This window comes from Chitinophaga caseinilytica, assembly GCF_038396765.1.
GTDB classification, from domain to species: Bacteria; Bacteroidota; Bacteroidia; order Chitinophagales; family Chitinophagaceae; genus Chitinophaga; species Chitinophaga caseinilytica.
Genome location: NZ_CP150096.1, coordinates 4,782,116 through 4,797,248 on the forward strand (window position 1 = coordinate 4,782,116; position 15,133 = coordinate 4,797,248).

The following is a 15,133-nucleotide window of genomic DNA, read 5'->3' on the forward strand; positions in this document are numbered from 1 at the left end:
CTTCATTCTTCCCTATCTACGTAAAAGGTACAAACCGACATGCTGCACGTCTTTGGGACGTGTGCGCGCATTCACCTGTTTAATACTGAGCTTGCTCACATGGATATGCTCGAAAACCTGCACGGGACTGAGGCCCGTGCCTGCCATGGCGTTTACATCGGCGAACAGCAGTAAGGGGCGGCCCGTCAATTGCGACGTATCGCCCAACTGATGGAGGGTTTGCAGCGGCGAATGGAGATAAAAATCCAGCGCGTAGTTGTATTCTCCGGTTTGCAGCTGTACGACCTTCGCGCCGGGGAATTGCCGGTTGGCCACGAAAGCCGCTTCGCTGCCGGATTGGTATTTCAACAAAGCAGGATAAAAAACGAGGTTGAGGTAAAAATTCACCAGCACGGCCGCCACCATCGTCCGCACGAGCAAATACTGAACGGATACGTTTTTCTTCAGCATCGGCCGCAGGCGCGCCAGGGCCACGAGCCCTCCTATCACCAGCACCAGCAACGGCAGTGTTTGTCCGGGCCGGAACAGCAGGTGGATGGCCATAGCCGCCGCGGGCAGGAGCATCGTGAAAACGGTCTGCGCGATGCGGATGAGCTTCCTCCCTCCTTCCGTGCGGACGTTCAGCACATACTGCGCCGTCAAAATGGCGAAAAACGGGAAAAGGATATTCAGATAATGCGGCAGTTGGAACCTGGACAGGGAAAACACGACGAAGCAGGGCAACGCAGCGGCCAGGGTCAGCCATTCCGTTTGTGCGCCCCGCGTCCAACCTTTCCTGATTTTATTCACCACCGCCGCATACAGCAAAACCGACCAGGGCAAAAACGCCCATAAGACCGTATGCAAATAAAACGCAGGATCGCCCTTTCCTTTGATGGGCCCGGTGTTGAGGAAGCGCCCGAACTGGCTGTCCCAAAAGAAAAACCGGATGCCCGAAACGCCCGTTCTGCCGAAAACCGTTTTTTCCGGGTGCGCGTCGAACTGGACGTACAGGCAGTATAATTCGGGGAGGATGAAGAGGAACGTGAGCGCAGTGGAGATCATCCAGCGGAAATGAAAAACTTCCCGCCAGTTCCGTTTGATGATCATCTCCCCGCCGATCGCGCCTGCGATGGGAATGAGCGCGAACGGGCCTTTGGTCATGACCGCAATGGCGGCGAAAAGTGCGCCCAGCGCCAGTTGTCCGTATCCCTTCCCCGACCGTGCCCTGTAAAAATGGTACACACTGGCGACAATGGCGCCCGTGAGGTAAGGTTCCGCGCGCACATCGGTGTTGGAAATGATGATGTGCTCGGCCGTCAGTAAAATCGCCGTGGCCCACCAGGCTACCTGTTCATTGTACAGCAATTTCGCCAGGCGGTACGTGTATACCGCGCCCATCATGAGAAACAGGACAGCCGGCAATTTATAGGCCCAGCCCGAATACCCGAAAAGCTGAAAGGAAAGCGCGGCCATCCAGAACGGGAAGTGCGGCTTGTCGAGCCAATCCCTTCCTTCCGCGAACAAATGGATATAATCGTTGTGTTGCGCCATGGTTTTGGCGATAGACGCGTACAGCGCCCCGTCCGGGCCCATGATCGTCACGAACAGTCCGCTGAAATTGACGAGCACGGCCAGCGCCATGAGCAGTTTGAAATCCGTTCCGTTCGCCGATGAAATTCCCTTAATATCCCTGCGCTTCCCGCGGACGGGAAACGTGCTGTAAGTGATACTATAATCCATATTCCGGTTGCATATGATAATGGACGCGGCGCGGTTCGCGCACGAACCAGCGGTCGAAGAAATAAGCGCATGCCGCGCCCACGGCAGCTCCGTAAACGGCGCCGGCTACGATATCGAACGGGAAATGTTTGCCCACGTACACTTGCGCGTAACAAACTGCGAAGGCCCATAGCCACAGGAGGTTCCAGCGTTTTCCTTCCAAACGGAACACTGCCATAAACCAGAAAGTGGCCAGGCCGAAGTGGTTGGATGCGTGAGATGATGGAAGCGAGAATTGTCCGCCGCAATCGATCAATCCCCGGACTTTTCCCTGCAAATCCGGGTCAAAACACGGTCTGATCCGCGCGAACAGGGGTTTCAGGATGCTGGCGCTGCCGTAGTCGGTGATCGCGAAGCAAACGATGGTCATGAGAATGAATTGCGCGGCGTATTTCCGCTGGTGGCGCAGGACCCAGTAAAGCACGAATGCGTACAGCGGGATCCAGGTGAGGGCATTGCGGAGCAGCTTCATACCTCCGTCCAGCATGGACGACGATGCATCTGCATGGATGAACGTGAAGAGCGTTTTATCCAACGCGTCCATCATTTCCAGGATATTCATATTCGGCAGGATTGGGTGACAGTTCCTGTGTAAGGTAGGCCGCCCATATTACCGGAAAATCAAGGGAATATTATGATAGCATTATGAGTGGCTGATTTCCGCCAACGTAGCATATTCAATGGTTACAGGTTTGATTTGAGTTGGATGGGATTCCCGATGGTGTCGTATCCCTGGAAGATGAGGTTGTTACCGGAATCGATGCCGATGGAAACTCTGGGGCGGCCGCGGTCGTCGCGGATGAAGAGCCCTACTGCACGGTTATCGGTTTTACCGATGAAGAGCCGTTCCTGCCCGGTGAGGCCCTGTGCGCGGAGGTTTCGGAGGGTGGCGGCGAGGGCGGCCGTGTCGTTGAGGGCTTTGAGGGAATCGTGCAGGCGGACCAGTTTGCCGGTGGGCATTTCATCGCTCCGGTCCCACATTTTCAGGCCGTAGTGGCGGCGTTGGCCGTTGTCTTCGTATTGGAGCTGAACGATTTGGTCGTTGGCATATTGATCGAGTGAAAATCCCATATCGGATGTTTTCTTTTCACCGGAATAGGTGAATCCGCCGCATTCGTCGCCTTCGTCGTTGAAGAAGATCAGACCGGCGCCGCGGTCGCGCTGTGGCAGGGTTTTGCCGTCTACGATGCCGGGGTGCTGGCGTTCGCGGTTGGCGATGACGAGGCGGAGGGTGCCGTCTTTTTCGACGATGTTGACGCGTTCTACGGTGATTTCTCGGAACCGGCCGCCGTTGTGGTTATGGAAGAAGGTTTGCCAGGCCAGGAGGGCAACTACGGCGCTGAGGGCAACGCTATAAACCTGGAGGAAACGAAGTTGCCGGAAGGCGTGGGAATTGTTGGATTGCATATCGTGTGGATTTGGCTATTGACGATTTGGAATATTGCTGGTGGCGGTTATACGAGGGAAGAACGGCAGCGCTGCGGGCGTTGCTGAAGGATATGGTTACCGGCCTGAATTTGGCGGCGGTGAGGCGGCAAAACGGTGAAAAGGGCATGGCCGGACGGGGGAATTTCCGTTGAAATTATCAAAAAATCAGCATCTCCATCCGTTTTTCGGAGATATTCTCGGTTTCAGAAGAGATATTCTCGCCCTTTTTTTCATCATCGGGTTTCCATCCGCAGTAAGTTTGCAGTATTGTTTTTAATCCCCCAATCTAGCTACATTATGCTACGACTATTAAAGTACCGGGGCGAAATGCGGAAACGATCGTTGCGATGTCCTGGAAGGGTATTTCCACCTTGCAGTCAGTTGGCGTACCGTTTCGTGTTTTCGACTGTCCGGCATGATTACAATTTTCTGCCGAATGTTTTGTTTGACCGGTTGCGGGCTAGCTCGGTCGACTATGACAACATGGATGACCATCAATATTGCGCCCGTTGCGGGATATCATTGTTTGATACGCTTGCGGGTGCGCGGAGGGCTTATGAGGATTTAAGTCCCTACACAAAAACCAAACTGGGTTATTCGCATGTAGCCCAGGGGATATTGAATGAGCCTGACGGATGGATGAAGCCGGTTGGCAAAAACGGGCATTTCAGTTTTTTTGAAAGTATGGATGCCGATCTGACGAACAATTTCATCATTATTGAACAGTTATAAATAGTAAAATCATGAACAACCAATTCGATCATCTGCCGTTTGGCAAACTGAAAAAGCTGAGTGAGTTATTGAGTTTTGAGGACTGGTCCGTTTTGGATCATTACCGAAGCCTGGATGACAAGGATTTTTTGTCGTACTGGATTCCTGATAAGGATACTTTTTACCGGCGATTATTATGGCAGGTTAGCAGGGAAACACTGTTTGCATACCTGAGGGGCTCGGTGACGCTCAGGAATTTGGTGCTGGGGGATGATGAGAATGCATCCAGGTATGTGGTCAATGTAACGCCTAAAGGTGAATTTAGAGATGGTGTTATTGTAACGGCCGGCAAACTGTCTCCGTGTGACATACCGGAATCAGACAGCGTATATGATTATGCCATTCCCAAAGTCTACCAGGCTGAAGTTGGCTGACGGGCTGGTGCATCTTGTCGCAATTCGCCCAAAGATTGTCGCGTTTGCACAGGGTTTGCTGTCGGGAATCTGTTTAGGTTTGTAGTGTTGTTATTCCTCAACGCTTAAAACCTGAAAATATGCAAAAGATCACTCCCTGTTTGTGGTTCAACTTCAATGCCGACGAGGCGCTGGCTTTTTATGAAACCGTTTTCCCGGATTTCAAGCTGCTGAGCAAGAGTCATTATGGTGAATGGGGAGGCCCCAATGCCGGGAAGCTCCTGACGGCGGAATTCGAGCTGTTCGGGTCCCGGTTCCAGGCGCTGAATGCCGGGCCTCAATTTCCATTCACGGAAGCGATTTCCCTGAGCATCCGATGCAAGGGGCAGGAAGAGGTGGATCATTATTGGGATAAATTAACGGCCGATGGCGGACAGGAAAGTATGTGTGGCTGGTTGAAGGATAAGTTCGGGCTTTCGTGGCAGGTGGTGCCGGAAGAACTGACGAAACTGATGTCGGACCCCAACAAGGAACGCGCTACCCGTGCAGCCCAGGCGATGATGAAGCAGAAGAAGATCGTGATCAGGGAGATCCAGGACGCGGTGGATACTGTGCCGGCTTGATGTAAGCCAGGTTCCAGGCTTCGCCGGCGGTTTTCAAGAAAGGGCGGACGTGGTTTCTGCCTGAAATAAGCTGGGATTCTGGTACTAAGGCGTTTATCGGGACTCGAATGAACGCTGCCTCTTCTTGATGTATACGGGGATTCTGGTACCGTGGGCGCTTTATCTGATGCGGATGAATATACCACTGCCTGATGTATGCCGGGTTTCTGGTACTGTGGGTGATTTATCAGAATGCGGATGAATACTGCCACTGCCTGAGTATGCCGGGTTTTTAGTACCGTGGGCAGTTTATCGGAATGCAGATGAACGCTTACTCTACCATAGATAAATGGGATTCTGGTAAGGGCGGTTTAACCCTCGCGGGACAGGCCATCCCGGATGCGTTGATACATACTCCTATCATCCAACGCGCTTTCCAATTCTCCCAGGATGCGGAGCAGGTCGCCGGAAGATTGCTGTAGCCATTTGCGATTTTCTTCGCGGATGACTTGCAGCATGGGCCCGATGCGCTTGTACATGTTTCTGCCGCTGGCGCTGAGAGACAGCAGGCGCCGGCGGGCATCCCGCGGGTCGGGAGAGGCTTTCATCAGGCCGTGTTCCAGCATTTGGTCTGCCAGTTGCACAACAGCGGGATGGCTGATTTGCAGGGCATCCGAAATCTCGGTGATCCCCATGGTTTTCTTTCGGCTGAGTAGTTCCAGGATCAGGAACCACCGCGCTTCAAAATCCAGGGAAGATTCCTTGTAAATCCGGCTGACATCCTGGGACAGGCGCTCTCCCAGCCTTTTCAAACGGGTCGCCAATGCGAGTTCTTCCAGTTCGTGAACGATATTCATGCCTTAAAAATATCCCTTTTTAGGCGTTACGACATTATTTTCCGAAAATTCCTGCGCGAACTTTCCTGCAAAATGTCAATCCAGATGTTCGGAGCCGACAGCGCCGGCTCCGGAATGTCGTTTCATGATAAACAAATGGTTGTGCCGTACCAATTACCGGATCGACCAATGGCAGAGGTTGGTACATCGACGACAACACTCGCTTTTCATGCTCAACTCGTTCGACGTTTCTCTTCTTCCGCCCCACCAATCCGCTGAAGATGGCCACCATGCTGTTGGCCTCCAAAGCGGTAGTTTTATTATGCCGTCAGCACCCGCGTGTCACGCTCAACTCGCTCGACGTTTCTCTTCTTCCGCCCCACCAGTCGGGTAGCGAGTCCATGCTACTCCTGGTCGCCGAAGCGGTAGTTTCATATCAACGTCAGCACCTGCGTGTCACGCTCAACTCGCACGACGCTTCTCTTCTTCCGCCCCACCAGTCCGCCGGCGAGGAGCGCCTTGCTGCTGGCTAGTTACATCTAAATGTCAGCGCCCTCGTGTCTCGCTCAACTCGCTCGACGTTTCTCTTCTTCCGCCCCACCAGTCCGCCGACGAGGGCCGCCTTGTTGTTGGCCACCAAAGCAGTTGTTACATCTCAAAGTCAGCACCTGCGCGGCTCGCTCGACGTTTCTCTTCTTCCGCCCCACCAATCCGCCGACAATGGCCACCAAAGCAGTAGTTTCATATCAAAGTCAGCACCCGCGTGTCACGTAAAGATCGCACGATGCTCCTCTTCTTCCGCCCCACCAGTCCGCCGCTAAGGGTCATGCTACTGCTGGTCGCCGAAGCGGTAGTTAAATGTCAACGTCAGCACCCGCGCGCCTCGCTCAACCCGCACGACGCTTCTCTTCTTCAGCCCCACCAGTCCGCCGGCGAGGGCCGCCTTGCTGCTGGCCGCCGAAACGGTAGTTAAATGTCAACGTCAGCACCCGCGTGTCTCGGAACTGGCGAAATGCTTCCGAATAACCGGTCAGTTTTGTGAACGCTTTCACCCGGCCGGTCAGGAAAACATCGCTCAGGTTCAGTTTCAGGGACCCTTTCCGTTCCCAGAACTGCCGCTGGGCGCCAATTCCGAGCTGCCAGTTACTGGCGATATCCAGGAACCCGTACCAGCTGCGGCTTTGGAAATTACCGTTCACCTCCATCGTGGTTTTAGGATCGAGGGTGATCGTATTACTCGTATTGAAATTGAACACCACGCGGCCTTCGTTGAGATCGGTATCCACAAGATTGCCGCGATAAAGCCCGTAATACGCAACCACCGTATTGCTGCTGTTCAGCCATTTGATGGAAGTCACCGGCACCCCCACCGTCAAATGGTAATAATCATACCGCGCAAGATTGCGGTTCGTCTGCAATACGCTGTTCGGTTCCACGTCGGGCGCCAGCACGGAAAGCACATTGTCCTTCGTTCTGCTGTAACCGGCCTTGGCAGTATAGATCTCGCGGAAAGCGTACACCAGCTCGTAAGACGCCGTGATCTCCGGCCGAAGCGCGGGGTTCCCGGTCGAAGAAGTCAGCGGGTCGAGGAAAACGCGGAAAGGATTGAGCTCGCGGTACGAAGGCCGGTCGATGCGCCGGCTCAATGTAACACCCAGATCGTGCCGGTCATTGAACTTGTACCCCAGGTAGCCACTGGGAAAAAGTTGCACATAATCGCGGTCGAAGGTTTCTTCGTGTATCACCTGGCGGCCATTGGCAAGGGTTTGCTCCAGCCGCAAACCGAACTGGTAGCTCAGCTTCTTCCAGTTTCCGGAACCGTTAAGATAGGCCGCGTTGATGTTCTCTTTGTAAATGAAACGATTGCTCTTTCCTTCGTCCAGATCATACCCGCCATGGCTGCGGTCAAAAAAGCTGACATCGTTATCAGTACGCACCCAGCTGCTTTTGATACCGCCTTCCAGCTTCATCCCCCATCTTTTTATGGGATGAACGTAGTCCACTTTTACGGAGTAGATATCGAGCTGGCCGCTCAGATCGCCGAACAGCAGGAAATCCTGCCGCGCAGGAGCATTGCTGGCATCCAGGTAAGCAGTTCTATAGTTCTGATACTCCCAACTGCCATACCGCGCATAGTCGAGATCCGACGTTAATTCACGGCCGGCGGTATCGAGCAAACGGCGGAAGTTGACATTGAAGCTGTAGTTTCGGCGGTGCAGATCGTTGTTCCCCAGGGTATTGAACCGCCCCGTGGGCGCTTGCGCGGCGTCGAACGACTGTGCCTTGCTGTCTGAACGGACGATCCCGTCATTGATAACCGCGTTGGCCGCGAAGCCGACAGTGGTACGGGAATTCGGCTGATAATCCATCCCGCCGCGGACATTATGCGTATTGAACCGGAACCCGAAAAAGTTATCGTAATCGTTGCCACCGGTTTCCACTCCTTCTTTGGTGAAGAATTTCCGGTGGATGTCGAGATCGTTGTAATCGCGGCGATGGCCCAAATTATAGGATGCGAAGTAATTGAAGGGGCCTTTGCGATGGTTGATGCTCAGGGAAGGATTGACCTTGGCATAAACGCCCTGACCGAGACTGAGCCCCACCGTTCCGTTCGTCCCGTTGTTCCGCCCTTTTTTAAGCCGGATATCGATGATTCCCGCGTTGCCGGCGGCATCGTATTTCGCGGAGGGATTGGTGATGAGATCGATCCGGTCTATCTGCGCGGCGTTGAGGCTTCGCAGGTAAGTGGCGAGGTCTTGCCCGGACATGGGCACCTGTTTCCCATCGATCATCACCAGCACACCCTGACGGCCCCTCATGGCGATGTTGTCATTCTGATCGACCGTGATGCCCGGGGCTTTTTCGAGCACTTCCAGCGCATTGCTCCCCGCCGCCGAGATGGAGCCGGCAACATTCAGCACGGTTTTATCGTACTGTTGCTGTACCAAAGGCTTCTGGGCCACCACGTTCGCTTCGCGGAGCTGCCGGGCGGCAGCCTCCAGCCTGATTTCCCCGAGATCGGTAGCGGTGGAATGCACGATCTCGGCAGACAGGTACCGGTTGTAAGCCAGATGCTGTATCGCCACCTGGTACTTGCCGGCCCGGACGCCCGAAATGCGGAAATTCCCCTGCGCATCGGCATATTCCATCTTCACCAGTTTCTTATCGGCAGCATTCAGCAACTGCACGATCACCTCCTCCGGCCGGAAACCCTCGCCCCCGGAAACCTTCCCGCGGATGTCTCCACCCACCTGCGCCAGCGATCCTGCCGGCCAGGCCATCATTAAACATATAATTGCACGAACAAATAGTAAAGAAAAACGCTTCATCGGGGAACAGATTTTGGGTATTATTTCCACGAAATTCCGCCGATTCCATCATGCTTCCAACCAAATTTACGTAAGTGCTTACCATTATTTAATACCTGTCCGATTCCGGACATCCGTTTCGCCGGTCTTCACATATTTTCAGCCATCCATTTTCACGATATTCAACTATCCCAATCGCCCGTTCGCGCTGCCGAACCTTCCATTCATCGCTCCCAGTCGCCATTTCAGCTTCCCCGCCCCAAGTCCCCCACAACCATCACCCTCACCATTCTTCCCGGAAAACACTTCTTCCCCATCAGGAACTGAAATTTTCGATTTTATAGATGAACGGTATTTAAAGCTGCCCGAATCCCCAAGGGAACCGTCCGAAAGTAATCTAGTCCCACCCCAAAAACAGGAAGGCGGTGTTACCGGCCTTTCCCGGTAACGACCGCCTTCCCATGCGAAGCGATGCTCATATATCATGCCCGTAAAACCTTGATCATCGCCGACAATTCCTCGTCTGCCAGCCCCATGTCCGCCGCGCGACGGAACATCCCCGCCAGGTAATCCGGGAAAGCACTGTTGATCCCCGCATCTTTTGCCTGTTCCAATATCCTCGCCGACGCATCCACTGAAATGCTCAGCGGGCTTTCCGTTTTGGCAAAGCGATTTTCATGCACCAGTTGCCCTTCGTACTTGATAAATTCCCCGAAAGTGCTGAGGATGCCCGTCAGCAGTCCCGCGTATTTATCAACCGGGAAACCGGCATGCTCCATGATCCGCGCGCCGTGGAAAAAGCCCATCAGCGTCCCGTAAATCCCTGAAAGCGTGGCCAAATCCACCGACGAGGCCAGCCCCGCTCCTTCTCCCAGCCATTCCGGCGCGCCGGCGAAGGTTTTCAGTACCGGGAGCGCCGGTTCCCAGGCCGATTTTTTCCCCGAAATATATAAAGGAGTGTCTTCCCGTCCCATTTGTTGCGGCGCGGCCTGGATGGCGCCATCGAGGTATCCGGCGCCAAGGGCTTCCGCCCAGGCTTCGAGGCGCTCCGCTTCTGCAGGGCTCCCGCTCGTCAGTTGCACGAGCACTTTCCCTTTCCAGTCTGCAGCTTCCGTAGGTGCGAGAATGGCGTTTGCCGCGGCGTAATCATGTACGCACATCACGATCACATTTCCCGCGTTCACCGCTTCTACTGGCGTTGCTGCCACTTTCGCGCCGGCTTCGGCGAGGGGAACGGATTTATCGGTGCTGCGGTTCCATACCGTTACGCCGTAACCTTGTGCCAGGAGCAATTTCGCCAGCGTGGCGCCCATCTTGCCGAGGCCCAGAACGGCCGCGGATTTTTCATTGTGTTGTTTCATCGTTCGTTTGTTTTGCTGGAACAAAGGTGCGACGCAACGGAAAGGCGGACAATATGGGAAAAAAGATTCGGTATGGAGAAAAAGTTCCCTATGGCGGCAAAAGTTCATTCCCGAAAAAGGCCTACCTTTCCCGAAAGGAATGGATTATGTACGAAAGAAAAATTGCTGAAAACCTGGATTGCGGCGTCAACGTGGCCAACAAGATCGTGGGCGGCAAATGGCGCGCCTGCATCATCGATTCGATTTCCCGGGGCATCAGCAGGCCCAGCGGGATACAGCGCGAAATCCCGGAAGCGCCGGCGCGGGTGATCCAGATGCACCTCCGCGAACTGGAAACCCTCCAGGTGATCCGGAAAGAGACTTCGGGCGGGTTCCCCCTGAAAGCGGAATACTTCCTCACAGATTTCGGCCGCTCGGTACTGCCGCTCATCGCCGCGATGGACGCCTGGGGCAATGCGAACAAGGCATTCGTGCAGGAAATGTCGGCCGCTATGGCGGAAGAAGCACTCAACACAACATCTTGAAAGTCGTCATCGCACCATATGACCCGCTCTGGCCCGACGCGTACGCAGCGCAGCAGCGCCTCATCTCGGAGGCGCTCGGGCATCTGTTCCCGGTGATCGAACATATCGGCAGCACATCCGTGCCCGGGCTCGCCGCCAAACCGGTGATCGATATCCTCGTCGGCGTTGCGTCCGACGAATTACTCGATGCCACGATCGAACCGATGAACCGCCGCGGATATACGTACTTCCGGAAATACGAACCTTCTATGCCCTACCGCCGCTTCTTCGCATTACTGAGCATGCCGCCCGGCGAACCGGCGCCCTGGCTGGTGGATATCGGCGATCCCTTCGTGACCGGCGGCCCCATCCCCTCGCTCGTCAACATCCACATCATGGTCAAAAACACCTGGCATTGGAAAAGGCACCTGGCGATGCGTGACTTCCTGCGGTCGCACCCCGATGTGGCCGATGCCTATGCCGCGCTCAAGATCGGGCTTTCGGCCCGGGAGTTCGGCGACACCAACGAATACAACGCCGCGAAAGATGCCTTCGTGAAATCCGTAGAGCAGCGCGCCCTCGCCTGGTGGAAAGGTTGATTCCCCGCAATTGTTGTTCCCTTCCCGGCAAATGTGTAAATTAGATGTCAAACCATGCCATATGCCGCAACCCAATCTTCCCTTGTCAGACGCCGACATCCGGCATTTTATCACGGAAGGCTACGTTCGCCTCAACCAGGCATTCCCGCGTGAGCTCGCGCTGGAAGTGCAGGATATTTTATGGAAGGAAATGAACCTCCGCCCGGATGCGCCTGCGCAATGGAAAGCGCCTGTGGTCTGGCTGGGCGAGTTTTCGCAGGAACCTTTCGTCCAGGCAGCCAACACGCCCGTGCTGCACGCCGCGTTCGACCAGCTCGTAGGCCCCGGCCGCTGGGCGCCCCGCCAGAGCGTGGGCACCTTTCCCGTCCGCTTTCCGAGCAACGAAGACACGGGCGACGATGGCTGGCATGTGGACGTGAGCTTCCCCGGCCGCGAAGCCGCCAGCGATCCGGGAAATTTCTTCAAGTGGAAATCCAACCTCCACTCCAAAAACCGCGCCTTGCTGATGCTGTTCCTCTTCTCCGACATCGGTGAAAACGACGCTCCCACCCGCATCCGCGCCGGTTCCCATCTCGATGTGGCCAAACTCCTTCGTCCACATGGCGATAAAGGCCTCACCGCCCTGCAGATCGCCGATAAACTGGGCAGCACCGGCCACCGGAAAGAAACCCTCGCAACCGGCGAAGCCGGCACCGTATATCTTTGCCACCCTTTTCTCGTACATGCAGCGCAAAAGCACCGCGGCACACAGCCCAGGTTCCTCGCGCAACCGGGTTTATTTCCCAAACAACCTTTTTCACTGTTCAATAAGGCAGGAAATTACAATGCCGTAGAATCCGCTATCAGACTGGGTATCGGGCTGGATAAAGAATAGCTGCCCGCTTTTTTTTATGGAACGGACGTGTGATTGCATCATCCTGAAAATTCGGATATGCGATACGTTAGCCTGTTACTATGCATGATTGGCCTGATTTCCTGCCATCAACCCGGATATCAAATCCGCACCTATCACGAAAACGGATACACGCTTGCCGATACGTTGCTGCATGGAAATGTACGGTCTATCCCCTTCGATGCATATGCCCGGTATGCCATTTGTTATATCGGCCCGGATTCCGGCAGAATAGCCACCGGAAAGCCATTGCCGCGATCCGGCAGAACACCTGACCCTGGCGGATACCTGGCCAGGAAATTCGACAGCAACTACATGACCATCCATGTAGACACGTCACATACACAACTTCAATTCGAACATTCCCATTTTGACACCACAACCAACCGCCGCATTATCGATTCCATTTCCTTGTTCAACGGGATGCGCGTGACATTGAAAAATGTGTCGGATTCACTGCTATACCTTGGCAATTTCAATACGCTGGGATTCGCTTACCTCGAAATGCAGAATGGGAAGAAAGACTGGATAAGGATGGAGAACCCGTCGTCGTGGTACAGCTACTGCAGCACCGGCGCAAGGGCCAACTACCTGCGGCCCGGAGAAATCCTCATTGCGAAGTTTCCGCGTTACGAAGGCGAATTCACCGCTAATTTCAGGGTGGTCTGGGAAAAATACAACCGTCAGAAAATCTGTTCCAACGAGTTCGTGGCACCCGTCAGCGATCTCATGCTCAATATCGTTGACCTGAAAACGGAAAGGTATTCCGAATAACCTGTCAATCCTCCGGGATCCAGCTCGTGCAGAAACTGCCGTCCCCATTCATTTTCAGGAATTCTTTCGGCGGGGCGCCGGTATAATGCCTGAAATCCTTGATGAGGTGGCTTTGGTCGTGGTAACCGAAATGCTCGATAAGGAAAAACCAGTCCGGCTTCTGCGAAGGGTGCTCCAGTAGCCAGTTCACCACGGCTTTGAAGCGCAGGAACCGGATCAGTTCCTTGGGTGAATACCCGCCGTATTTCCGGAATCGCTGCTGCACGGTGCGCTCCGTAATATCCCATTGCTCCGCGATCACTTTTACCGGGTTGAGGGCCGGGTCGCGGATGGCGTCGAGGTTTTCGAGGAGGGGAACAGACGCCGGTTCCGAAGGCGCTACGGCTTGCAGGATCATCTTTTCCGCGGCGGCGGCGCGCTCCATCGGATCGGAAAATTTGGCGAGGGATGCATGCATCGCCTCCAGCCGGACGGCCGTTTGCGCGAAGCGGGGATCGTCTGCCACCGACAGATCGATATCGTCGGGAGAAATGCCCAGCAGGCGATAAAAGCCGTCGAGCACAAAAGGCAATACCAAAATATCGGTTCCGCCGGGGCGTTCGTAGGTGAGCATCCGGCGGAGGGGGCCCAGTACCATGATGTTGTCCATCGTTTGCTGGAGAGCTTCCGACCGGTCGAACGTATAGCGCAACGGTTCGCCGAAACTGAAGATCAGCAGCATTTCCAGGTTGGGCGACAAATGAAACACCTCAGTAGCGGCGCTTTCCGGCGCCTGGATAGCGTACAGCGGCTGTAGCACGTCTTTCAACCTTTCATCCCTGTCATATTTCTTACCGTATATATCCATGGCGTTCGTTTTCTTACAATTTCCGGCGGGGCGCCGGTGGTAAGTTTGCATCATCAAACCGAAAACAAAAGTAAAACATTCTACTATGGCATTGCACACACTCCTCGGCGCCAACGGCACCATCGCCTCCGCCCTCCTCCCCGTTCTCCAGGCCGAAGGCCAGCAGGTCCGCCTCGTTTCGCGGAACCCCAAACCCGTTCCCGGCACGGAATCCATTGCCGCCGATGTGCTCGACTACGAACAGGTGCTCCATGCGGTGAAGGGCTCCGATATCGTGTATATGCTCGTCGGCATTCAGTACAATGCGTCGGTCTGGGAGCGCGACTGGCCCGTGATCATGCGCAACGTCATCAATGCCTGCAAAGCCGCCAATGCCAGGCTCATCTTCTTCGACAACGCCTACATGTACGGAAAAGTAGATGGCGACATCACCGAAACCACGCCCTACCGCCCCGTTAGCCGCAAAGGAAAGGTGCGCGCCGGTGTAGCCCAAATGCTCGAAGCCGAAATGCGGTCCGGTGCATTAAAAGGCATCATCGCCAGGGCCGTCGATTTTTACGGGCCCGGCGTTACCGACAAAAGCGCCGCCGGCGTGCTCGTGTTCGCCAACATGAAAAAAGGGAAAAAGGCGCAATGGTTCCTCAACGCCGACGTTCCCCGCTCCTACAACTATACGCCCGACGCCGCAAGGGCTTTGTATATGCTTTCCCAAAGCGAAGACGCCTTCGGGCAGATATGGCACCTGCCTTGTGTCAGCCCCGCGCTAACCGGCCGCCAGTTCATACAGCTCGCCGCCAAAGAAATGGGCGCAACAAACAGCGTGACCGTTTTGCCGAAATGGCTCCTCAAAGTCATCGGCTGGTTCAACCCCTTCATGCGCGAAATGCAGGAAATGCAGTACCAGGACGCGTTCCCGTTCCGCTTCAGCTCCTCCAAATTCGAAAAACACTTCCATTTCACACCCACTTCCTACGAAGCCGGCGTGAAGGCCACCGCCCAATGGTACCTCGCACAGCCCTGACCCGATGGCATGAAAATCCGGCGGCAATGCCTATCTTGGACGTTCAAACAACAAGTAAAAACGGAATGGCGAACGCT

Annotated in this window: 15 protein-coding genes; 8 read left to right on the forward strand and 7 right to left on the reverse strand. The window is 54.9% G+C overall.

Annotated features, from left to right (window positions below):
• Window positions 1–12: 12 nt before the first annotated feature.
• The 3 genes from WJU22_RS19670 to WJU22_RS19680 form a co-directional block, all read right to left on the reverse strand.
• A complete protein-coding gene (locus WJU22_RS19670) occupies window positions 13–1,722 on the reverse strand; it encodes an ArnT family glycosyltransferase (RefSeq protein ID WP_341839873.1) in 1,710 nt (569 codons plus the stop codon).
• The gene (locus WJU22_RS19675; protein ID WP_341839874.1) at window positions 1,712–2,323 is read right to left on the reverse strand and encodes a phosphatase PAP2 family protein; all 612 of its coding nucleotides are present in this window, start codon (window positions 2,321–2,323) and stop codon (window positions 1,712–1,714) included. Before WJU22_RS19675 ends, WJU22_RS19670 begins: the two co-directional genes overlap by 11 nt.
• 122 nt (window positions 2,324–2,445) lie before the next feature.
• Window positions 2,446–3,168, reverse strand: a complete 723-nt coding sequence (locus WJU22_RS19680) for a hypothetical protein (protein ID WP_341839875.1) — start codon at window positions 3,166–3,168, stop codon at window positions 2,446–2,448.
• A gap of 504 nt (window positions 3,169–3,672) precedes the next feature.
• On the opposite strand from WJU22_RS19680, the gene WJU22_RS19685 reads away from it, so the two are divergent.
• The 3 genes from WJU22_RS19685 (at window position 3,673) to WJU22_RS19695 (ending at window position 4,936) form a co-directional block, all read left to right on the forward strand.
• Window positions 3,673–3,921: a hypothetical protein gene (locus WJU22_RS19685; RefSeq protein WP_341839876.1), complete on the forward strand. Its 249-nt coding sequence runs from the start codon at window positions 3,673–3,675 to the stop codon at window positions 3,919–3,921.
• A gap of 11 nt (window positions 3,922–3,932) precedes the next feature.
• Window positions 3,933–4,334, forward strand: a complete 402-nt coding sequence (locus WJU22_RS19690; RefSeq protein ID WP_341839877.1) for a hypothetical protein — start codon at window positions 3,933–3,935, stop codon at window positions 4,332–4,334.
• A 119-nt stretch (window positions 4,335–4,453) separates the two neighbouring features.
• On the forward strand, window positions 4,454–4,936 hold the full coding sequence (locus tag WJU22_RS19695; RefSeq protein WP_341839878.1) for a VOC family protein: 483 nt from the start codon (window positions 4,454–4,456) through the stop codon (window positions 4,934–4,936).
• Between the two features lie 350 nt (window positions 4,937–5,286).
• Here WJU22_RS19695 and WJU22_RS19700 read toward each other — a convergent pair whose 3' ends face one another.
• The 3 genes from WJU22_RS19700 to WJU22_RS19710 all read right to left on the reverse strand — a co-directional run bounded on the left by WJU22_RS19700 (window position 5,287) and on the right by WJU22_RS19710 (window position 10,420).
• Entirely contained in the window at window positions 5,287–5,772 is a 486-nt protein-coding gene (locus WJU22_RS19700; RefSeq protein WP_341839879.1) for a MarR family winged helix-turn-helix transcriptional regulator, read from the reverse strand.
• Between the two features lie 866 nt (window positions 5,773–6,638).
• Window positions 6,639–9,035 carry an outer membrane beta-barrel protein gene (locus WJU22_RS19705; RefSeq protein WP_341839880.1) on the reverse strand — a complete coding sequence of 799 codons (2,397 nt, stop codon included), beginning with the start codon at window positions 9,033–9,035 and terminating at the stop codon, window positions 6,639–6,641.
• A gap of 506 nt (window positions 9,036–9,541) precedes the next feature.
• Window positions 9,542–10,420: an NAD(P)-dependent oxidoreductase gene (locus WJU22_RS19710; RefSeq protein WP_341839881.1), complete on the reverse strand. Its 879-nt coding sequence runs from the start codon at window positions 10,418–10,420 to the stop codon at window positions 9,542–9,544.
• A gap of 146 nt (window positions 10,421–10,566) precedes the next feature.
• On the opposite strand from WJU22_RS19710, the gene WJU22_RS19715 reads away from it, so the two are divergent.
• The 4 genes from WJU22_RS19715 to WJU22_RS19730 all read left to right on the forward strand — a co-directional run bounded on the left by WJU22_RS19715 (window position 10,567) and on the right by WJU22_RS19730 (window position 13,188).
• Complete coding sequence (locus WJU22_RS19715) at window positions 10,567–10,944, forward strand: helix-turn-helix domain-containing protein (RefSeq protein WP_341839882.1); 378 nt, start codon at window positions 10,567–10,569, stop codon at window positions 10,942–10,944.
• Window positions 10,941–11,522 (forward strand): GrpB family protein, encoded by a 582-nt coding sequence (locus WJU22_RS19720; RefSeq protein ID WP_341839884.1) that lies wholly within the window; start codon window positions 10,941–10,943, stop codon window positions 11,520–11,522. Before WJU22_RS19715 ends, WJU22_RS19720 begins: the two co-directional genes overlap by 4 nt.
• Window positions 11,523–11,583: 61 nt before the next feature.
• A complete protein-coding gene (locus WJU22_RS19725) occupies window positions 11,584–12,396 on the forward strand; it encodes a hypothetical protein (protein ID WP_341839885.1) in 813 nt (270 codons plus the stop codon).
• 57 nt (window positions 12,397–12,453) lie between these two features.
• On the forward strand, window positions 12,454–13,188 hold the full coding sequence (locus WJU22_RS19730) for a hypothetical protein (RefSeq protein ID WP_341839886.1): 735 nt from the start codon (window positions 12,454–12,456) through the stop codon (window positions 13,186–13,188).
• Window positions 13,189–13,192: 4 nt separating this feature from the next.
• Here the strand turns inward: WJU22_RS19730 and WJU22_RS19735 are convergent, their stop codons facing one another.
• A complete protein-coding gene (locus WJU22_RS19735) occupies window positions 13,193–14,035 on the reverse strand; it encodes a helix-turn-helix domain-containing protein (protein ID WP_341839887.1) in 843 nt (280 codons plus the stop codon).
• Window positions 14,036–14,120: 85 nt separating this feature from the next.
• Here WJU22_RS19735 and WJU22_RS19740 point away from each other — a divergent pair, with 85 nt between their 5' ends.
• Entirely contained in the window at window positions 14,121–15,056 is a 936-nt protein-coding gene (locus WJU22_RS19740; RefSeq protein WP_341839888.1) for an NAD-dependent epimerase/dehydratase family protein, read from the forward strand.
• Window positions 15,057–15,133 lie beyond the last annotated feature (77 nt).